The organism is Flagellimonas chongwuensis, from assembly GCF_013376415.1.
Taxonomy (GTDB): Bacteria; Bacteroidota; Bacteroidia; order Flavobacteriales; family Flavobacteriaceae; genus Flagellimonas; species Flagellimonas chongwuensis.
Genome location: NZ_WYET01000004.1, coordinates 215123 through 236799 on the forward strand (window position 1 = coordinate 215123; position 21677 = coordinate 236799).

The following is a 21677-nucleotide window of genomic DNA, read 5'->3' on the forward strand; positions in this document are numbered from 1 at the left end:
AAAGACCTCTTTAAAAAGAGGTTTTTTTATTTAGGATTCTTAAATCTATCTATTGCTTCTTTTGATAATTATCGTCCCAATTCTTCACTTTGGGCTCACCCAATTTACCTACTGATTTTGCCACAACCATGGATACGGTTGCATCCCCGGAAACATTCACTACGGTACGGCACATATCCAGCGGTCGGTCCACTGCAAATATTAGGGCCAATCCCGCTTCTGGAATTCCCGCTTGTGCCAATACGATAACCAACATTACCATTCCAGCTCCCGGAACCGCAGCGCTGCCAATGGAGGCCAAGGTAGCCGTTACAATGATGCCAAGTTGCGCGGACAGACTAAGGTCCATACCAAATGCCTGCGCGATAAAAACTGCGGCCACAGCTTGGTACAAACTGGTGCCGTCCATATTAATGGTGGCTCCAATAGGCAACACAAAACTGGTTACCTCCTCTTCTACTCCCAAATGCTCCTCGACCCTTTCCATGGTTACGGGCAAGGTCGCCGCACTGGAACTCGTAGAAAATGCCAATAATTGTGCAGGGGACATCCCTTTCATAAAAAAGGCCGGGCTTCTTTTTGTGAAAACCCAAGCGATCAAGAGGTAAACACATAACATTAACGCAAGACCAAGCAGTACACAGAAGGAATACCAAGCCAACGCCTTGAACAAGTCTAAACTTGGCGATTCCACTACAAGCGCAGCCAACAGGGCGAATACACCATATGGTGCGGCCAACATGATGATATCTATCAATTTAAGAATAACCTCATTAAAGCCATCGAAGAATTTCTTGACCGGTTCTGCGGTTTTTTCGGGAATCAAAATCAAACCTATTCCAAAGAAAATAGCAAAGAAGATGACTTGGAGCATATTGCCATTATCGCTCGCAGCCTTAAATATGTTGCTCGGCACCAAATCTTCCAAAGCCTGCAATGGACCAGCTTCCTTTTGTTTATCCGCGGCAGTTTTAATATTATCGGCGTCTCCTTTGTAGTTTTCGACCAGTTCGTTTCGGGTATCTTCGGAAATGGAACTTCCTGGTTTGACCGTATTTACCACCAATAAACCTATGGTAACAGCAATAATAGTAGTCACGATGTAAATACCAATGGTCCTACCCCCCATTTGGGATAGCTTGGAAATATCCTTTAGATCTGAAACGCCTTTGATCAGTGAAGCCAAAATCAAGGGTACAGCAATCAATTTTAGGGAATTGATGAAAATATTTCCAAAAGGCTTGATCCAGTCGGAGACAATTTTGGGTCCCCATTCAAATTGAACCATCAATAGCGCGAACAAAACACCTGCGGCCATTCCGATTAGGATTTGCCAGTGTAATTCCAGTTTCTTCATAAAGAGTTAAGTTAGGGACGGAAAGATACTTTATTGAATGGAAACGTCCTAACCTCTACCTAGATTTTGTTGGTCCGTGCCAACAGTGAATAGTCGGCCAAAACTAATGCAGCCATGGCCTCCACGATGGGAACTGCCCTCGGGACTACACATGGATCATGTCTTCCCTTCCCTTGTGTGGTCACTTTTTCACCTTCCTTATTGATAGTTTCATAGGACTGCAACACCGTGGCCACAGGTTTAAACGCAACACTGAAATAAATGTCCATACCGTTGCTGATACCGCCTTGGATACCTCCACTTCGGTTGGTTTTGGTGGTACCGTCCGTATTGAAAGCATCGTTATGCTCGCTTCCCTTCATGGCCACCCCGGCAAAGCCGCTGCCGTACTCAAAACCTTTTACGGCGTTTATGGACAACATCGCTTCACCTAATCGAGCATGCAACTTATCAAAAACTGGCTCACCAAGACCAATTGGTACATTCTGGATAACGCACGTGATAACGCCACCAATGGTATCACCTTCCTTTTTAATGGATTTGATATAGTCTTCCATTTTCTGTGCCATCTCGGTATCTGGACAACGAACGGCATTGGATTCAATCTTGGAAAAATCCAAGTCTTGGTAGGGTTTGTCCAATTTCATTGCTCCGACCTGAGAAACAAAGGCATTTATTTTGATATCGCTCAAAAATTGTTTGGCAATGGCACCGGCCACTACCCTACTGGCGGTTTCACGGGCCGAGCTTCTACCACCACCTCTATAATCACGAAAACCATATTTTATGTCATACACATAATCCGCATGCGAGGGTCGATACGAATCTTTGATGTGCGAATAGTCCTTGGACTTTTGGTTGGTATTGTGGATGGCAAAACCTATCGGCGTACCAGTGGTCTTACCCTCGAATATTCCAGAGTAAATTTCAACAGTATCGGGCTCTTTTCTTTGTGTAACAATGGCAGATTGCCCAGGTTTTCTTCTGTTCAATTCTTCTTGAATCTTATCCAAATCCAACACAATCCCGGCAGGGCATCCATCAATGACGCCCCCCAATGCTTTTCCGTGAGATTCACCAAATGTGGTGAGCTTAAAAAGTTGTCCAAAAGAATTTCCTGCCATTCGGTATAAAAATTATATCGTCCTCAAAGGTAGATGTTACAAAGCTAATTCAAAAACAGGGGTTTGACTTAATGTTATTGTAACATAATTCACTTTAAGGTGATATTATTTTAACAATATGCTCATGAATTAATGATTTGGATTTGATTTCTATTTTATTCCTACCGTTTTATTTTGTACTAAACCCTATACAATTGAAAAAAAGGAAGATAGAATTGGCGGTTATCTCAGATGTTCACCTGGGAACCTATGGCTGTCATGCCGATGAACTCATAACATATCTAAATAGCATTCAGCCCAAGAAGCTGATTTTGAACGGGGACATCATTGACATTTGGCAGTTTAGCAAACGTTATTTCCCCCCTTCCCACCTCAAAGTCCTGAGAAAGATAATAGGTATGGCCTCGAAGGGCGTTGAAGTTTACTATATCACTGGAAATCATGATGAAATGCTCCGTAAGTTCAGTAATACTTCAATGGGTAATTTCAAGGTGATGGATAAACTCGTACTTAACCTGGATGGCAAAAAAGCATGGATTTTCCATGGTGATGTGTTCGATGTTTCCATACAAAATGCAAAATGGCTGGCCAAGTTGGGTGGTTATGGTTACGACCTTCTCATTTTGATCAACAGCTTCTTAAACTGGTCTTTGACCAAAATGGGCCGCGAAAAATATTCCTTGTCCAAAAAAATCAAAAACAGCGTTAAGGGCGCGGTTAAATACATTAACGATTTTGAAAAGACCGCTGCAGATCTTGCTATAGAAAATGAGTATGATTATGTGGTATGTGGCCATATCCATCAACCCAAAAAAGAAGTGTATGAGAACAAATATGGCAGCTGCACCTATCTGAATTCCGGAGATTGGGTGGAAAATTTAACCGCTCTTGAATACTCTTTTAAAAGATGGAAAATATATCACTACAACCATGACCGACTTTCGCCGTTTTTTATGGACGAGGATCTAAAGGAAATGGACATGAACGACCTTATCGCTTCCATAACCGACAAGGAAGTGAACATGTATGATGTAACGGAAGAACATCTTAGCCAGACCGAAGAAGAGAATATCGAGAACGACTTCTTAGACGATAAGGGCCTGTCTCAAGATTGAAACCGGGTGTTGCGCCTCCCTTTTCGTCCCATCCTTTATTTGATGCCTACAACTGGTTCCGTTTGCCGCAATTAACGTATCCTCTGAACTCTTCTTCACCGCAGGGAACAGTTTTAGCCCACCTACCTGCATACTAACCTCATAATGTTCTTTCTCATATCCGAACGAACCCGCCATACCACAACAACCGGACGGTATAATGGTCACCGTATAGTTCTTGGGCAGATTTAAGATGTCAAAAGTTACTTTTTGATTGCTCAATGCCTTTTGATGACAATGCCCGTGTATTTTGATGGTCTTTTTCTCATCGGTAAAACTACTGGCAGAGATATGGCCTTTAATGATTTCACCAGCCAAAAACTCCTCTATCAAAAATGATTGTAAGGACAATTTTTGTAACTGTGCTTTATCATCGTGAAGACGCTGGTACTCATCCCTGAAAGATAAAATGGCCGATGGCTCCAGTCCAACAATAGGAGTTCCTGCACTTAAAACATCCTTTAGGTTCTCCATGTTCTTGGCCACCAATTTTTTGGCCTGTTTCAGAAAACCTTTGGATAGATAGGTCCTGCCACTTTCCCCATAGAACAGTTCCACATCGTAACCGAGCTTGCACAAAAGTTCGATGGCATCTTTACCCACCTGAATGTCCAAATACCTGACGAATTCATCAATATAAAGAACAACAGGTCGCTTGGAAACTTCCTTTTGCTTCGCAAGGTTATCCTTAAGATGCTCTTCAAAATTGAAACGTCCCACCTTCGGCAAACTACGCTCAGGAGCCACGCCTACGGCTTTTTTTAGCATTCCGCCCACGGCTTTGGACTCGTACATCCAATTGGTGATGCCGGCCACTTTACTGCCCACGGCATTTAATTGCGTGTTATGGGCGAACAATTTGCTTCGCAAAGTGTATCCGTTCGCCTCCTGATAATTATATAGGAATTCAGCCTTTAAAGCGGATACATCCACATTACTGGGACATTCACTCGCACAGGCCTTACAGCTCAAACAAAGGTCGAATGCCGATTTTAGTTCTTGGTGGTCAAATCGATTGGTTTTATCGGAATTGGTCAAGAATTCGCGCAAGGCATTGGCTCGGGCACGAGTCGTGTCTTTCTCATCTTTGGTAGCTTGATAGCTCGGGCACATACCCCCGTTCATGTGATGGCTCTTTCTACAGTCCCCACTACCGTTACATTTTTCAGCAGCCTTTAAAATTCCTTCGCTATCGGAGAAATCCATAACAGTCTTCACTTCGGGTTCCTTCCTATCGATTTCATAGCGAAGCGACTCATCCATAGGATAGGCTTCAACTATTTTTCCCGGATTTAGAATCAAGTTGGGGTCAAAAAAGGCTTTTACCCTTTTCAACAGCTCATAATTCGCCTCTCCGATCATCAAAGGAATAAACTCGGCCCTAACGATACCATCACCATGTTCCCCGCTAAAACTGCCATTGTACTTCTTCGTCAGCTTGGCCACATCGGTGGTAATGCTGCGGAAAAGCACTACATCTTCCGATTTCTTAAGATTCAATATGGGCCTTAAATGAAGTTCACCTGCACCCGCGTGGGCATAATACACCGCATCTTGGTTATATCCTTTCATGATCAAGGAAAACTCTGCGATAAAATCCTTTAAATCTTCCAAGGCCACGGCAGTATCCTCGATACAGGCAACTGCTTTTTTATCTCCCACCATGTTTCCCAAAAGACCAAGACCGGCTTTTCTCAATTCAATAGCTTTGTTGATATCCTCACCATATAAAATTGGATTGGCATAGCTTAATCCTGATGCTTCAATGGTTTTGAGGAGTGATTCAAGTTGCCTTTCCAAATCTCCCTCGGAATTCGCTTTCACTTCCAACATCAAAATTCCGGCAGGATCTCCCTCTACAAAAAATCGGTTTGCCAACTGTGCTCGGTTGTTTTTGGTACAATCCAAGATCACCTTGTCCATCATCTCGCACAAATGAAGGCTATGCTGCATTACGGGAGCCACGTCACTAAGACAATCTTCCAAGGTTTTATAGTGCGTGGCGACCATTGCCGCGAATGGTGGCGGCAAATCATCTAACTGCAGTGTTATTTCTGTGGTAAAAGCTAACGTGCCTTCACTTCCCGATAACAACCTGCATAAATTGAAATCTGTGTTATAATCGCCAAAAACCGTGTTGTCCAATAATTCATCAACGGCGTATCCTGTGTTTCGTCTATGTATGCTCGGTTTGGGGAACTCGGATTTAATGGTTTCCCTTGTGCCTGAATTGGAAAGTTCTTCGTAAAGTTTTCTGTAAATTGTTGCTTCCAAGGAGCTTCCCTGCTTCTTCCGTTCAAATTCTTCTTTTGAAATATCCGAGAAAAACGCATCGCTCCCATCGGACAGCACACATTGCATGGACAATACTTTATCCCGGGTGACACCATATTGTATGGATGTGGTTCCCGATGAATTGTTCCCGACCATTCCCCCTATCATACATCTATTGGAAGTAGAGGTATTTGGCCCAAAAAAGAGACCAAATGGTTTTAAATACTGATTGAGCTCATCTCTGACCACCCCAGGTTGAACGGTAACCTGTCTTTTATCCTTATCCAAACTGACAATTTTGGTAAAATGGCGACTGACATCCACAACGATACCTTCACCGACACATTGTCCAGCCAAAGAAGTTCCCGCAGTACGAGGTATAAGACCTACCTTATTTTTGGTTGCAAAAGCAAGCAAAGTTTTAAGGTCATCAGTGTTTTTTGGATATGCAACGGCTATTGGCAACTTACGATATACCGAAGCATCCGTAGCGTAGATTGCCTTACTCAAATCATCGAACAACAACTCACCTTTCAGATGTTCAGAAAGACCTTTTAACAAATTTTTATTCAATTTGGAATACTTTTTGGGAACTAAAACGGTTTTTCAAACGTAAATCTAACACAAAACTATCTCTAATTTTTAACTTAAAAGAGAAACTCATGAAGATTACCACATTATTTGCCGCTGTTATGTTATTTGCAACAGCTAGCGTAAGCGCTCAAAGTATTTCCGAACATGCCTTGGGGCTACGATTGGGAGACAGCGATGGCTTTGGGGCCGAAATTTCGTACCAAAATGCCCTTGGAGCCAATAACAGGTTGGAAGTTGACCTAGGCTGGAGGGATAGCCGACACTTTGATGCTTTTAAACTTGCCGGACTTTACCAATGGGTATTTCCTTTAGACGGCAATTTTAACTGGTACGTTGGTGCCGGTGGTGGATTGGGAAGCGTTGACTTTGAAGATCCCATTTTTGACGATGATGAAGGACTATTCATTTTCGGGGCCGGTGATATTGGTATTGAATACAATTTCAATATCCCTTTACTGTTATCATTGGACTTTAGACCGGAAGTCGGGCTTGTAGGCTATGATGGCTTCGATAATGATTTTGATTTTGACATTGCGCTAGGTATTAGATACCAATTCTAGTAGAGCACATATATGTAAAAACCCTTGGCCAATAAAAGTCAAGGGTTTTTTTATGCCATAAACATTGAATACCTTAGCAACTTAAACATTCTGAAATGAAAAGACTTTTAGCAATAACCTTGGGAGTTTTGTTTTTATCATCATGTAATTCAGACCCTAAAGGATACACATTGAGTGGAACCATTACCGGAGAGCCCGAAAATGGAACAAAAATATTTTTGAAGACCACAGATTCCATCAATCAATTGATTGATATTGATACTACTACGGTAGAGAATGGGCTGTTTAGTTTCAGCGGAAATCAGTCCGGTCCTAAAATGCACTACCTATTTGTGGATAAAGTTCGAGGAAACGTACCGGTAATTCTGGAAAACGGCACCATAGAAGTAGAGTTTCCGAAGGATAGCATTGAGTATGCTAAACTAAAGGGTACGGAACAAAATGAGTTGTTCATGGACTTTTTGGAAGAATCCCGCAAACTTTCCGAAAGAGCAAGGTCTATGCAAAATGATATGCGAGTAGCAGCCCAACAACAAGATACGGCCACGGTCACCGCACTTCGTGAGGAGTTTATCGAGTTTCAAGAAGATGCGAAAAACTTTAATATCGATTTTGCGAAAAATAATCCAAATGCTTTTGTTTCCGTATTGGTTATTGGCAATCTTTTGGCCACAAAAGCAGTGCCTGTTGATGAAATCAAATCAATGTTTGAGGGTCTTACCCCTGAAATGAAGCAAACAGAACCCGCAAAGAAAATTGCGGAACAGCTTGAAAATTTAAAGTCGACCGAAATCGGTGCAGTTGCCCCAGATTTCTCGGCCCCTACCCCATCTGGCGATGTTTTGGCGCTCAGTGATGTGACCAGTAAGGCTAAACTTACGTTGGTGGATTTTTGGGCCGGTTGGTGCAGACCTTGTCGTGCTGAAAATCCGAACATTGTATCCGTTTACAAAAAATACCACGATAAAGGTTTTGATGTATTGGGCGTTTCTTTGGACAACAAAGAAGACCTTTGGAAAAATGCCATTGCTTCAGATGGGTTGGAGTGGAACCATATTTCCAATCTACAACGGTTCCAAGACCCGATTGCTCGACTTTACAATATAAATGCCATACCTGCCGCATTCCTATTGGATGAAAATGGGGTAATCGTAGCAAGAGATTTAAGAGGTCCTGCGTTAGAGGAAAAAGTAGCCGAAATACTTGGAAAGAGCTAAACAGTAAAATATATTTTGATAAAAAGAAGGTCTTGATGTTTCAAGGCCTTTTTTATTACCCCTATAGCTTGCCCATTTTATCCAACACAAAAAGAACAATGATAGGAATGGCCAACAGAATCACAATCAAAGTATCTGTTACGAACAGTCCTGGCATAAACAATAAGGTAGTCGCATACCCACCTATGGCACCGCCAAAGTGGGCCGTATGACCGATATTGCCCATTCTACTCTTCATCCCCCAGATAGAATATAATAGATATGCTATACCTAGAACATAAGCAGGTAACGGAATCGGGATAAACATAATACCTAATTGCATATCCGGATTTAATAGTATAGCCGCATAGAGAACCCCCATTACCGCTCCACTGGCACCAACCGCACTGTAGTATGGCTCATTTTTATGAAAAACCAGTGCCAAAAGACTTCCCGCAACCAAACTCACCAAATAAATAATCAAGAATTTTAGGGGTCCGAACCATCCGATGACAACAGGGGCGAAAAAATACAGCGTAAACATGTTCAAGAACAAATGCGAAATATCAACGTGTAAAAACCCAGAGGTCAGCATTCGTTCCTTTTGCCCTGCTTGAATGGCGCTGATACTAAACTTGTATCTATCAAAAAATGCCTGACTGTTGAATCCGCGAAGGGAAACCAAGACATTGGCGGCCATAATAGCAATGGTAGCGATATGTAAATTGAGCATGTAAATAAAGGTTTGGGTTCAAATATAGCTATATTTGCACACAAGAATAGTCTATGCAGCTGGTAGTTTATATCCTTGTTTATCCTTTGCTCTGGTTGATTTCCAGACTTCCCTTTAAAATCATATATTTTATTTCTGATGGTGTTTACGCACTACTCTATCATGTAATAGGTTACCGTAAAAAAGTGGTCCGCAATAATTTAGCGTTGGTTTTCCCCGATAAACCGGAAAAGGAACGTTTACTGATAGAGAAAAAGTTTTACAAGCACATGTGCGATATGTTTTTGGAAATGATCAAGACCATGGGCATAAGTAAAAAGGAAATCCAAAAACGGTTTACAGTTACCAATATTGAGGTATTAAATGGTCTCGAAGACAAAGGAATAAACACCATGCTAATGCTTCCCCATTATGCCAGTTGGGAATGGGTATTGTCTTTGAACCTTCAGATCAAATCGAAAGGTTACGGGATCTATCAGAAAATACAGAACAAGTACTTTGATAAATTGGTGCGAAATATAAGGGGCAAATTTAACACTGAACTGATTTCCACAAGGGAGTCCCGAAAAATCTTAAAAGCTGCCAAAGACAGCGAAAAATTGACCATGGTCGGCATAATCAGTGACCAGTCGCCCATGGTGAGCAAGGCCAAATATTGGACCGAATTTATGGGCATTACCGTTCCTGCGCACGTTGGAGGTGAAGAAATCTGTAAAACGAACAACTTTGTACCCGTTTACCTTAAGGTTAAAAAACTAAATAGGGGATATTACCAAGGCACCTTTAAGGTGCTTTTCGAGGAGCCTACGACGGTTCCCGATTACGAAATCACAGATGCCTTTTTAAGAGAAACAGAAAAATCCATCAGGGAGGCACCGGAATATTATTTCTGGACCCACAAACGCTGGAAGCACAAGGACAAAGCACCTAAAATCCCTAAAAAAGTAATATCTTAACAGGAAAAGGTAGTTCAACATGAAAAAATCAATTGTTATCTTTTTTTGTCTTGGAATTGGTCTGTGCTTTGGGCAAACATCTCCCAAACAAATACCACCAGAAATCATGGAAGCCATTAAAAACGACGTTTGGGTCCCTTTTATGGAGGCTTACGATCAGCTGGATTCCAAGAAAATCAAAGCTATCCATACCCCGGATATTGTTCGGGTTACCATTACCCAAAACAATGTTGCATCCGGGAGTCAGTACCTGAATGAATTTGGCGGGTTTTTAGATAGCGTAAAAAATCAAGGGAATCATTTGAGTATAGCTTTTGCAATCCGTACCATCGCCCTCAATTCCAATGAAGATGTTGCCTACCAAACCGGTTATTACCGTTTAGTCCGATATAATTCAACAATTGCCCAACCTCAATACACGGGATATGGTTTTTTTAACGTTGGACTTAGGAAGGAAAATGGAACTTGGAAAATTTGGCTGGATTCCGATAGCCGTACCGATATTTCTGACGATGAATTTGGTAGTTCAAAAATCATCTATGAGCTGAAAAAATAGATTTATTCCAATCCTGCCACTTCTTTAATTTCACCAATAATTCGGTCCGCCAGACCATCAGCTTCATCCTGTGATTTTGCCTCGGTATAAATTCGGATAATGGGTTCTGTGTTCGATTTCCTCAGGTGTACCCAGTTTTCAGGGAAATCAATTTTTACTCCATCAATTGTGGACACTTCCTCATCTTTGTATTTGTGGTGCATGGCTTCCAAAAGAGCATCTACATCCAAATCAGGGGTGAGTTCGATTTTCTTTTTGCTCATAAAATAACTTGGGTAGCTAGCACGCAATTCGGCAACCGTCCCGCCTTTTTCCGCCATTAACATCAAGAATAATGCAGTTCCTACCAATGCATCGCGCCCGTAATGACTTTCTGGATATATGATTCCGCCATTGCCCTCTCCACCTATAATGGCATTGTTGGCTTTCATTTTGGTCACAACATTTACCTCTCCAACCGCAGCAGCTTCGTAAGTACCTCCATGTTTTTCGGTAACGTCACGCAAAGCTCTGGAAGATGATAGGTTGGAAACCGTATTCCCTTGGGTTTTGGACAAGACATAATCGGCACAGGCCACCAATGTATATTCCTCCCCGAACATTTGTCCATCGTTGCTGATGAATGCCAAACGGTCCACATCTGGGTCGACCACAATTCCAAAATCAGCCTTTTCTTCAACCACTTTTTTACAGATGTCTCCCAAATGCTCTTTTAAAGGTTCAGGATTGTGCGGAAAATGACCGGTTGGGTCACAATATAACTTTACTACTTCCACTCCCAATTCTTCGAGCAATTTGGGTATGGCAATGCCTCCTGTGGAATTTACACCGTCCACAACCACTTTGAAACCTGCCTTCTTGATGGTATCCGCATCCACAAGGGAAAGCTCTAGGACTTCATCAATATGGATATCGATATAGGAATCATTTTTAATGATTTCCCCAAGATCATCGACTTCGGCAAATTCAAAATCCTCTTCCTCGGCCAGTTTTAAAATTTTGGCGCCCTGTTCGGCATCCAAAAACTCACCTTTTTCATTCAAAAGCTTAAGGGCGTTCCATTGTTTTGGGTTATGACTGGCCGTTAAAATGATGCCACCATCCGCTTTTTCCAAAGGAACTGCAATTTCTACGGTAGGTGTAGTGGACAATCCTAGATCGATCACATCAATTCCAAGCCCCACCAAAGTGGAAACCACCAAATTCTGAATCATCTCTCCGGATAATCGGGCATCACGTCCAATTACAACTTTCAAATCATCTGTTTCCGAATACGATTTTAACCAAGTACCGTAGGCCGCTGCAAATTTAACCGCATCAACAGGTGTTAAGTTGTCATTAGTTTGGCCTCCAATAGTGCCTCGTATTCCAGAAATTGATTTGATTAGTGTCATAATTGTTAAAAAAGTTTTTGCAAATATAATCGGGCATATCCGATTCCATGTTTTGAATTTGTAAATTTCGACAGAAAAGGAATTTGTCCCGATGAACTTCTTAGCGCATATCTATCTTTCTTTTGATGATAAAGAGATTACTTTGGGCAATTTCTTTGCCGATCATATCCGTGGAAACAAGTTTGGTCATTTGCCCATAAAGATTCAAAAAGGCATACTATTGCACCGCGAAATCGATACTTTTACCGATTCGCATCCCACGGTTCGGAAGAGCAGTAAACGTCTTCATAAAAATTACAGTCATTACAGTCGGGTCATTGTAGATATATATTACGACCATTTTTTGGCCAAGAACTGGAGCGATTATTCAGAAGTGCCCTTGGATGAGTATGTGGAAAACTTCTATAACCTATTGGAAGACAACTATGATGTGCTCCCGATGGCCACCAAAAGAATGATGCCCTATATGATGGCGGACAATTGGCTGCTGAATTATGCCAACTTAGCCGGTATCAACAATGTTCTGCATGGCATGAACCGACGCACCAAGAACAAATCCAAAATGAACTTTGCCATTTTGGACCTTGAAGAACATTATACCGAATTCGAAAATGAGTTCACCTCCTTTTTTGAAGAATTAATTACCTTTTCCAACCAAAAATTTATTTCTCTATGCGAAGACTGATACTCCTTCTGCCCTTCCTAATCTTTTTTGTCAATTGTAAGCAACAGCCAGCGGAACCTACCGGATTAGTAGCCGAAAAGGCTATGGTTGTCTCTGCCCGTAAAGAAGCATCGCAACTCGCTGTTGATATTATGAAAAAGGGAGGAAATGCTTTCGATGCCATGGTAGCTACAGAGCTAACCTTGGTTATTGCATACCCTTTTGCTGGAAGCGTTGGTGGTGGTGGATTTATGGTGTACCGCAAAAGCAATGGCGAGGTCGGCGGAATCGATTATCGCGAAAAAGCTCCTCTGGCAGCCCATAAGGACATGTATTTGGACTCATTGGGTAATGTAATCTCTGGATTGAGCACCTCGGGAGGAACGGCAGTTGGAGTTCCCGGCACGGTAGCAGGAGTGTTGGAAGTCCATAAAAAATTTGGAAAACTTCCTCTGAATGAGATAATTGAGCCTATTATTGCACTTGCCAATAAGGGCGTGGTAGTTACCGAGAACCAAGCCAATAGACTGGAAAGAACGCGTGAACGATTTATCGAGGCCAACGGTGACGGCACCAAATTTGCAGGACCATTTACAGCAGGTGATACCATAAAATATCCCAACTACGCCAAAACCCTTGGTAAAATAATGGAAGAAGGTCGAGATGGCTTCTATAAAGGTGAAATCGCCCAAAAACTCGCCGCATTTGTTCAAGAAAAAGGTGGTCTGATCACCGAAGAAGACTTGGAAAAATATGAAGCGGTCTGGAGAGACCCCATTGTTTTCAGCTATAAGGACATGAAAATTATTTCCATGAGCCCACCTAGCAGCGGAGGTGTGACCATCAATCAAATCTTTAAAATGATGGAGCCCTACAATGTTTCTGATTTCGGACATAACTCCGCCAAAACCATCCAATTGTTTACCGAAGCATCCCGAAGGGCCTATGCCGATAGAAACTTTTACTTGGGAGACCCCGATTTTGTTGATATACCATATAATGTTCTTTTGAGTGATGATTACCTTCAGGATAGAATGGAGAATTTCTCATTTGATAAAGCAACTTTGTCATCGGAAGTAAGCCATGGCGAAGTCGAAATAATTGAAAGCGACCAGACCACCCATTTTTCCATTGTTGATGGGGAAGGCAACGCTGTTTCGGTAACGTCAACATTAAATGGTGGATATGGTTCTAAATTGTTCTGTGAGGAGTTGGGCATCTTTTTGAACAATGAAATGGACGATTTTAGTGCTAAACCGGGAGTTCCTAATATATTTGGTCTTATTGGGGCCAAAGCGAATAGCATTCAACCCGAAAAACGTATGTTGAGCAGTATGACCCCCACGATTGTGGAAAAAGATGGGGAACTGTACATGGTCGTGGGCACTCCCGGAGGGTCGACCATTATCACCGCTGTAGCACAAACTATCCTAAATGTATATGAATTTAATTTGAGCATGCAAGAAGCTGTCAATGCACCCCGCTTTCATCACCAATGGTTGCCGGATATGGTCATTTTTGAACCGGAAGGTTTCTCCGAAGAATTAATTGAAGAATTAAAGAGCAAAGGATATATCATTAACGAAGAACGTACGCCCATAATCGGAAAAGTAGACGCTATTCGAGTTCTGCCGAATGGTAAACTTGAAGGTGGAGCGGATAAACGTGGTGATGATACCGCTGTTGGCTATTAATCCTTACTGAATGAAATTTGACGTAGTCGTTCTAACGGACCACCGTTATGTGGCCCCAGACAAGAAAACACCTTATATTAAAAATGTTCTCCAAGAAGACCGGTTGGTTTTGGAAGCTTTGCAAAATCAAGGGCTAAAAGCAGTCCGAAAAGCTTGGGACGACCCCGGTTTTGATTGGACGAGCACTAAATATGCCCTGTTCCGAACCACTTGGGACTATTTTGATAGATATGCAGAGTTTTCACTTTGGTTGGATGAAACCTCACAGCAAACAAAGTTCATCAACTCCAAAAAGCTCATCTATTGGAACATCGACAAACATTATTTAAAGGATTTGTCAATTGCGGGCGTTAATATTCCAAAAACGATATTTATCGAACAGGGAGCCACACCTTCACTTGCCGAAACAATTGAAATTTCGAAATCGAAACATGATTTTTACGGAAACGAATATATCCTCAAACCTTGTGTGTCCGGAGCGGCAAGACATACCTATAAATTGGACGATAGCACTGTTGCAGAGCACGAATCCATCTTTTCGGAACTGATTAAGGAGGAGGCCATGATGCTTCAAGAATTTCAACACCACATCGTATCCGAAGGGGAAATCTCCATGATGCTTTTTAACGGAGAGTTCACCCACGCAGTTTTAAAAATTGCCAAAACAGGTGATTTTAGGGTGCAAGACGATTTTGGCGGTACCGTACACCCCTATTCCCCGAGTGCAGATCAAATTGCTTTTGCCAAAAGTGTTGTGTTTGCCGCTCCCGAGCTCCCCATGTATGCAAGGGTCGATATTTTTAAGGACAATCAAGGCAAATGGGCTTTGGCCGAACTGGAGATTTTTGAGCCCGAACTATGGTTTAGACTCCATCCAGAAGCAGCGGACACCCTGGCCATTGGGATTAAGGAACATCTATTTCAAAAATAGAAACATCTTAAGATAGCGATGTCTTATATTTACGTAAATGATTAAAAATGAAAAAATTAGCCCTACTGTTTGTTCTTGTTACAATAAGTTGTTTTGGTCAAAACAAAACTAAATTGGTCGCATTGGATGATGCATTTTATGATTACATAGATAAAAATGCAAAAATTGAAGTGCTTGCCGAGGGTTTCATTTGGGCCGAAGGTCCTGTATGGGTGAAGGAAGGCTCGTTTCTTCTTTTTTCAGATGTTCCCCAAAACACCATTTTTAAATGGAGTGAAACGGAAGGTGTTACCGAATTTTTAAAACCATCCGGATATACAGGAATTTCTCCTTATAGTCGTGAACCAGGAAGTAACGGTTTGATCATAAACAAGCAAGGAGAACTGGTTTTCTGCGAACATGGCGACCGTAGGATTTCAAAAATGCCATTGGCAAATGGAGGCAAAGTCACCATTGCGGATAATTGGAAAGGCAAACGCTTCAACAGTCCAAACGATATTGTTCAAACCTCCAATAGCACCTATTACTTTACCGACCCACCTTACGGTTTGCCCGAGCAACAAGATTCACACTCCCGGGAAATTGATGCGTTCGGAGTCTATAAAATTGATTCCGAAGGCAAGGTCGAAATGGTGGTCAGCAACCTCAAAAGACCCAACGGGGTGGCCCTTTCTCCAGATGAAAAATTACTTTATGTAAACCAATCCGATTCGGACGAGTCATACATCATGGTTTACCAAATAAAAAACAACGGCACTTTGGATGAAGGCCGTATCTTTTTTGATGCCTCTCAGTTATTGAAAGAAGGATTTGTAGGTTCCTTGGACGGTCTTAAAGTAGCTGCGGACGGAACTATATTTTCCACTGGACCAAGTGGAGTTTTAGTCATCACTCCAAAAGGAAAGTTGTTGGGACGAATTGAAACCGGACAGCGAACAGCGAATTGTGCATGGGGCAATGATGGTTCAGTCCTGTACATGACTGCTCATAATTATCTTATGAGAATCCAAACAAAATCAAAGGGTCTGGGATTCTAAAAGCCTATACTAACTTCCTGCTATTTGCTTTTTCAGCTCCTCCATCGATTCCTGTAACTGCCTTAAAAGTCCAGTTTCAGTTGTGGCGTCCACATTGAAAGTCAATTTACTGCTCACTTCCCAAATCTCCTGTATTTGAAAGGGCTTTATTTCGTATGGCGGGTAGGTTTCGTTTAAAGAAACCAAGGTAATATTGTTGGAGTTTGGCTTTCGCTCAATCTTCTTTACCATAACAGAGTCCTGAAGGACCACCACATACATTTTATTTGGGCTCACATAATCGATATGTTCGATGGCACGGGCCAAGACCCAGTCATTAGGTCTTAGATTCGGCAACATACTGTCCCCTTCTACTTGAAACCCCCTATACGTTGCATTCCGGAACTCTGGAATGGGCATGTCAAAAGCAGGCAATTGTCTGTACCAACTCGTATCGGAAATATTCTGCGGATAGCCCGCAGCGGCCTTGGCATTTACCATCACCATGTTATCGTTATCTGAATTATCAACCGTTACGACTTTTGGGATTACGCTAGTTTTGGAGGTATCCAGATGTTTCTGGTCACTTTCCCCAAACAACCAAAGAGGATTGATTTTAAATTGCTTTAAAAGTTCGGTCACCACTTTCCCCGAAAGTTTGGTCCTCCCCCGCTCTATATCCGCTGTTGTATTCTTAACACCGAGTAAATCGGCAAATTCAGTTTGAGTAAAACCAAGTTCCCTTCGTAAATCGGTAAATCTTTTTAAGGTTATTTCATTTTCCATCTTCCTGTTGATAGTGTCAGGCCGAGCAAGTCGAAGTGACAATCCATACCAAATATAAACGTTTTGGATTATTTCCAAAAATATTCATGGATTATTTCCACTTATTGGAATAATTCCATATTTTTGATTGGAATATTTCCAAGTTATGAATTTTGATAGGATACGAGAAAAACTGAACATATTGGCCGATGCCGCTAAATACGATGTCTCCTGTGCAAGCAGTGGCAGTGACCGCTCCAACAAAAACAAAGGGTTGGGTAATGCCTCCAAAATGGGTATTTGCCATACCTACACGGCAGATGGTCGATGTGTATCATTATTAAAAATTCTTTTGACCAACCACTGCATTTTTGATTGCGCTTATTGTGTGACCCGAAAAAGCAACGATGTACCAAGGGCTGCTTTTAAAGTACAGGAAGTGGTGGACCTCACCATCAATTTTTATCGTAGAAATTATATCGAGGGGCTTTTTCTGAGTTCTGGCATATTCAAAAGCCCCGACCACACTATGGAACGCTTGATAGCGGTAGCTAAAAAACTGCGTGACGAGGAAAATTTCAATGGTTACATCCATTTAAAGTCAATTCCTGGTGCAAGTGATGAGTTAATGTACGAAGCAGGTCTTTACGCCGACCGACTTTCCGTAAATATAGAGGTTCCGACCATATCAGGTTTAAAACTTTTAGCCCCTGACAAAAAACATGAAGATTTCACCAAACCTATGGAAAAGGTAAAGAATGAAATTGTGCGCTACCAATCAGAGCGGAAGGTCATTAAAAATACACCGAAATATGCCCCGGCGGGACAAAGCACCCAGATGATTGTAGGCGCTTCGGGAGAATCGGATAAGGATATCATGTATTCAGCCACTTATTATTACAAAACGTATAATATGAAGCGAGTGTATTATTCCGGTTATGTTCCGGTGACCCACGATTCCCGTTTGCCAGCCATTGGCTCCCAGGTGCCTATGCTAAGAGAAAACCGTTTGTATCAGACGGATTGGCTTTTACGCTTTTATGGTTTTTCCATCGGCGAAATCTTAAACAATCAATTTCCCAACTTAGATATGGATGTGGACCCCAAACTCTCATGGGCCTTACGAAACCTACATCACTTTCCCGTAAATGTGAATACAGCTGACAAACAATTGTTGGCTCGAATTCCGGGAATAGGAATGCAATCGGTGCATAAAATTTTACAAGCAAGAAAATTTAGAAAATTGAACTGGGACCACCTTAAAAAAATCGGGGTGGCCCTCAACCGTGCCCAATATTTTATGGTCTGCGATTCCCGGCTATGGGAACGTCGCGATATGGATGCGGATAAAATTAAAGGTATGATTTTGCAACAGTCCTCTGGAAAGTTTCGAGATCAGTACAGTGCACAATTGTCCTTGTTCAATTAGCAACAGGCAATTGACAAGTAAGTCATTTCGACCGAAGGGTAGAAATCTAGATTTCTCAGTCGTAAACTCCTTCGAAATGACATTAACGAAACTAAAAAGCAAACATTATGAATACTTCAACAACCTTAGTTTACGACGGCAGTTTTAATGGTTTCTTGACTTCCGTCTTCGTCGCCTTTGATGAGAAAATCAACGTGGCAGACATTCAAAAGAACAATCAATCCCAAAACGGATTGTTTTCTGAAACCGAAACTGTTTTCACGAATGTTGAAAAAGCAAAACGGGTTTGGAACGGAATCCGCAACAAGAGCCATAACGCCATTTCCAATGTGTACTTTGCTTTTTTGAGCGAAGCCGAAGGCGTCGAAATGATGCTCTACAGCTACATTCAAAAATTGATGCGTGCCAAAAGTGGTAAAAATTTGGACTATTCGGACAGTACCGTGCTTTACATTGCCCAATTGGCCAAAAAAGTGGGGCGCGAGAAACATCGTATGGAAGCCTTTGTACGATTTCAATTGACCAAGGATGAAATCTTCTTTGCCAACATAGAACCTGATTTTGATATTCTACCTCTAATCTCCAAACATTTTCGCGACCGTTACGCCGACCAAAAATGGTTAATTTATGATGTAAAGCGCAAGTATGGTATTTATTACGATTTGGACCATGTGGAGATGGTATCCCTCAATTTAAAAGATATTCACCATAATAAAACAGTAAAAAGTGATTCCTTTGCCTCCGAAGAATATGAATGCCAAACGCTTTGGAACGATTATTTTAAAAGGACCAATATCGCATCTCGCATTAACCCTAAACTGCATAAACAACACGTACCTAAACGCTATTGGAAGTATTTGAGCGAGAAAAAGGAAGCGGTTTGATTATCCCTTACTCTTCTCCCCTACAAAATGGTCGCTTTTGGTCTTGAACAGCACATTAAAACTGGTCAAACTGCCATAAACGCGTGTAATATACTGCTGTAGGTCCACTTTTTCTTGGTCGTCCAAGTTTTTACTGCTGTTTATCTTTTGTTCCATCACGCGGATACGGTCGCGCACCATCACAATTTTATGGAAAAAGGTTTCAATGGGCATATCCTTGTTGGCCGTACCATCACCGGATTCCAAAACCAATTTACCTCCTTTCCATTTATCGGCCATGGCAACTTTTTCGTGCGTGTCGCTCCATTTTTCCAGTATTTTTACCAGCGAGCGTTCTACGTCAAAAAAGCTTACGCTGTCCACCTCGTCCTCTACGCTTTCGATTACCTCAAAATCAGCATCAAGATCAATGGTTTCCAATCCATTTTCCAAAAAAGTAACCCAATAATGTTTGGATGATACGTTGGTGACCACACCTTTGCCATATTCCGGATGATCTATTCTTGAGCCTATGCCTAATATTTTCATAATTGTATTTATTTTCTGTTCTCAAATTTAGATTTTTTGGTTGTAAGCCCTAACTTCGTTGTCGGTTTTTTAACCAGTATTCATGGAACCACGAAAAATAAGAGCAAAGCTCGGGGAGTTGGCTTCAACTTCAATCAGTGGTAACGATATCAGTTCTTCTTGTCTGTACGTATCCGCTTTGGCCGTTTTACATGCAGGCCAATATGCATGGATTTCATTGTTGATTGTCGGTGTTGTTCTCTTTTTATTTCGGAAAATTTACGGTGAAGTAGTCGGGGCACTGCCCATGAACGGAGGAGCCTACAACGCCCTGTTGAACACCACCAGCAAGGGAATGGCATCTTTAGCTGCGTCTCTGACCTTATTATCGTATATGGCGACCGCGGTAATCTCCGCCAATGAAGCCATGGCCTATTTAAAGAACATTGTGCCACAACTGCCCGTGATTTTGGCCACTATAGGCCTATTGTCCATATTTATGGGGCTGGTTATCATCGGTATTGGCGAATCTTCCAAAGTGGCCATTGTCATTTTTATTTTCCATTTGGCTTCCTTGATTTTATTATCCTCTTTCGCAGGCATCTATCTTTTCGAACATGGCTTGGATGTGTTTGCCGACAACAACGCATTGCCCGTAAAGCACGGTGCGTTGCCCATGGCCCTGTTCTTTGGATTTTCTGCGGCCATGTTGGGTATAAGCGGATTCGAAAGCTCCGCCAACTTCGTTGAAGAGCAGAAAAAAGGCGTGTTTCCCAAAACCTTGCGCAATATGTGGGTGGTGGTCACCATTTTTAATCCCTTAATTGCCTTTTTGGCGCTGGCCGTTTTACCTATTTCAGATATAGAGTCCAATAGTGAAGCATTGCTATCCATAATGGGCAACCAAGTAAGTGGTTCGTGGTTATCCTTCTTGGTTTCTGTGGATGCCGTACTGGTTTTGAGCGGGGCCGTACTTACCTCCTTCGTGGGTGTATCCGGTCTGGTGGAACGTATCACTTTGGATAGAATCCTGCCCCCATTTTTATTAAAACGTAACAAGAACGGAAGCACCTACCGGATTGCCATCGTGTTTTTTATGCTTTGTGTTTCCATTCTATTGATTACCGAAGGTGACTTGGAAGCTTTGGCCGGTGTGTATACCATAGCCTTTTTGTCCGTAATGGCACTTTTTGGCATTGGTAATATTTTGCTTAAAGTAAGGCGAAAAAACCTACCACGGCCTGAACGTTCTGGTTGGTTGTCCTTACTTGTTGCCATTGCTTCGGTAATTACAGCTTTGGTGGGAAATATTCTTTTGAACCCTGACTATTTGGTTGTTTTTATGGAATATTTTGTTCCGACCATAGCACTGGTTTTGGTAATGCTCAATAGGACCGCCCTGTTAAAATTGTTATTACGTTTGATTCGGTATTTTCTGGACCCCATCAACCGATTTTTGGTGAAATCCTATCGAGGTATCAATCGGGTAATCGACCACATCAACGACCAAGAGTTTGTCTATTTTACCAAGAAAGATGATGTGGCCGCTCTCAATAAAGTGCTGCTGTACATCCGAAACAACGAGCATACCCGCAAATTAAAAATCGTATCTATTTTTTCCGAAGGAGAACAGGCCACCGACAGCTTTATATCTGATTTAAAAGTACTGGATAGGGAATATCCAGAAATTAAAATCGAATACATTCAATTGAAAGGAGAATTTACACCCAAAAAAATAAAAGAACTCTCCGAAAAATGGAATATTCCCATCAATTTTATGTTTATTGGAAGCCCTAGCGATAAATTCCCATACCCTTTGCAAGAGCTCGGAGGCGTCCGCCTCATCATTTGATGGAAAGCATGGTACTTTAAACATTCCATCGTTAACA

General features: G+C 41.8%; 19 protein-coding genes. 12 read left to right on the forward strand and 7 right to left on the reverse strand.

The window, feature by feature from the left end:
* Positions 1–49 precede the first annotated feature (49 nt).
* Both GUA46_RS08095 and aroC read right to left on the reverse strand, forming a co-directional pair.
* On the reverse strand, positions 50–1357 hold the full coding sequence (locus GUA46_RS08095; protein ID WP_176620062.1) for a dicarboxylate/amino acid:cation symporter: 1308 nt from the start codon (positions 1355–1357) through the stop codon (positions 50–52).
* A 59-nt stretch (positions 1358–1416) separates the two neighbouring features.
* Positions 1417–2481 carry a chorismate synthase gene (aroC, locus tag GUA46_RS08100; RefSeq protein ID WP_176620063.1) on the reverse strand — a complete coding sequence of 355 codons (1065 nt, stop codon included), beginning with the start codon at positions 2479–2481 and terminating at the stop codon, positions 1417–1419.
* A gap of 194 nt (positions 2482–2675) precedes the next feature.
* On the opposite strand from aroC, the gene GUA46_RS08105 reads away from it, so the two are divergent.
* Positions 2676–3596, forward strand: a complete 921-nt coding sequence (locus GUA46_RS08105; RefSeq protein ID WP_176620064.1) for a UDP-2,3-diacylglucosamine diphosphatase — start codon at positions 2676–2678, stop codon at positions 3594–3596.
* On the opposite strand, the gene GUA46_RS08110 is transcribed toward GUA46_RS08105, so the two are convergent.
* Complete coding sequence (locus tag GUA46_RS08110) at positions 3567–6482, reverse strand: FAD-binding and (Fe-S)-binding domain-containing protein (RefSeq protein WP_176620065.1); 2916 nt, start codon at positions 6480–6482, stop codon at positions 3567–3569. The genes GUA46_RS08105 and GUA46_RS08110 overlap by 30 nt on opposite strands.
* Before the next feature lie 89 nt (positions 6483–6571).
* Here GUA46_RS08110 and GUA46_RS08115 point away from each other — a divergent pair, with 89 nt between their 5' ends.
* Entirely contained in the window at positions 6572–7063 is a 492-nt protein-coding gene (locus GUA46_RS08115) for a hypothetical protein (RefSeq protein ID WP_108247039.1), read from the forward strand.
* 95 nt (positions 7064–7158) lie between these two features.
* Entirely contained in the window at positions 7159–8280 is a 1122-nt protein-coding gene (locus tag GUA46_RS08120; RefSeq protein ID WP_176620066.1) for a TlpA disulfide reductase family protein, read from the forward strand.
* A gap of 61 nt (positions 8281–8341) precedes the next feature.
* Here GUA46_RS08120 and GUA46_RS08125 read toward each other — a convergent pair whose 3' ends face one another.
* Positions 8342–8992 carry a rhomboid family intramembrane serine protease gene (locus tag GUA46_RS08125; RefSeq protein ID WP_176620067.1) on the reverse strand — a complete coding sequence of 217 codons (651 nt, stop codon included), beginning with the start codon at positions 8990–8992 and terminating at the stop codon, positions 8342–8344.
* A 53-nt stretch (positions 8993–9045) separates the two neighbouring features.
* On the opposite strand from GUA46_RS08125, the gene GUA46_RS08130 reads away from it, so the two are divergent.
* Together GUA46_RS08130 and GUA46_RS08135 are read left to right on the forward strand one after the other, a co-directional pair.
* Positions 9046–9948, forward strand: coding sequence for a lysophospholipid acyltransferase family protein (locus GUA46_RS08130; protein WP_176620068.1), 903 nt, complete (start codon positions 9046–9048; stop codon positions 9946–9948).
* A gap of 19 nt (positions 9949–9967) precedes the next feature.
* Positions 9968–10504: a Cif family virulence factor gene (locus tag GUA46_RS08135; RefSeq protein WP_176620069.1), complete on the forward strand. Its 537-nt coding sequence runs from the start codon at positions 9968–9970 to the stop codon at positions 10502–10504.
* Between the two features lie 2 nt (positions 10505–10506).
* Here GUA46_RS08135 and glmM read toward each other — a convergent pair whose 3' ends face one another.
* Positions 10507–11898, reverse strand: a complete 1392-nt coding sequence (glmM, locus tag GUA46_RS08140; RefSeq protein WP_176620070.1) for a phosphoglucosamine mutase — start codon at positions 11896–11898, stop codon at positions 10507–10509.
* A gap of 91 nt (positions 11899–11989) precedes the next feature.
* On the opposite strand from glmM, the gene GUA46_RS08145 reads away from it, so the two are divergent.
* The 4 genes from GUA46_RS08145 to GUA46_RS08160 are packed head-to-tail and all read left to right on the forward strand — an operon-like array spanning position 11990 to position 16224.
* On the forward strand, positions 11990–12583 hold the full coding sequence (locus tag GUA46_RS08145) for an acyl carrier protein phosphodiesterase (protein WP_176620071.1): 594 nt from the start codon (positions 11990–11992) through the stop codon (positions 12581–12583).
* Positions 12571–14256 carry a gamma-glutamyltransferase gene (ggt, locus tag GUA46_RS08150; RefSeq protein WP_176620072.1) on the forward strand — a complete coding sequence of 562 codons (1686 nt, stop codon included), beginning with the start codon at positions 12571–12573 and terminating at the stop codon, positions 14254–14256. Before GUA46_RS08145 ends, ggt begins: the two co-directional genes overlap by 13 nt.
* Positions 14257–14266: 10 nt before the next feature.
* Complete coding sequence (locus GUA46_RS08155; RefSeq protein WP_176620073.1) at positions 14267–15187, forward strand: ATP-grasp domain-containing protein; 921 nt, start codon at positions 14267–14269, stop codon at positions 15185–15187.
* Positions 15188–15234: 47 nt separating this feature from the next.
* Entirely contained in the window at positions 15235–16224 is a 990-nt protein-coding gene (locus GUA46_RS08160; RefSeq protein ID WP_176620074.1) for an SMP-30/gluconolactonase/LRE family protein, read from the forward strand.
* 9 nt (positions 16225–16233) lie between these two features.
* Here the strand turns inward: GUA46_RS08160 and GUA46_RS08165 are convergent, their stop codons facing one another.
* Positions 16234–16989: an XRE family transcriptional regulator gene (locus GUA46_RS08165; RefSeq protein WP_108247047.1), complete on the reverse strand. Its 756-nt coding sequence runs from the start codon at positions 16987–16989 to the stop codon at positions 16234–16236.
* Between the two features lie 145 nt (positions 16990–17134).
* On the opposite strand from GUA46_RS08165, the gene GUA46_RS08170 reads away from it, so the two are divergent.
* On the forward strand, positions 17135–18397 hold the full coding sequence (locus GUA46_RS08170) for a putative DNA modification/repair radical SAM protein (protein ID WP_176620075.1): 1263 nt from the start codon (positions 17135–17137) through the stop codon (positions 18395–18397).
* 107 nt (positions 18398–18504) lie between these two features.
* Positions 18505–19281, forward strand: coding sequence for a TIGR03915 family putative DNA repair protein (locus GUA46_RS08175; protein ID WP_176620076.1), 777 nt, complete (start codon positions 18505–18507; stop codon positions 19279–19281).
* Here the strand turns inward: GUA46_RS08175 and GUA46_RS08180 are convergent, their stop codons facing one another.
* Positions 19282–19809 carry a hypothetical protein gene (locus GUA46_RS08180; protein WP_176620077.1) on the reverse strand — a complete coding sequence of 176 codons (528 nt, stop codon included), beginning with the start codon at positions 19807–19809 and terminating at the stop codon, positions 19282–19284.
* Between the two features lie 82 nt (positions 19810–19891).
* Between GUA46_RS08180 and GUA46_RS08185 the strand changes: the two genes are divergently transcribed.
* Entirely contained in the window at positions 19892–21640 is a 1749-nt protein-coding gene (locus GUA46_RS08185) for an APC family permease (protein ID WP_176620078.1), read from the forward strand.
* The last annotated feature ends 37 nt before the right edge of the window (positions 21641–21677 follow it).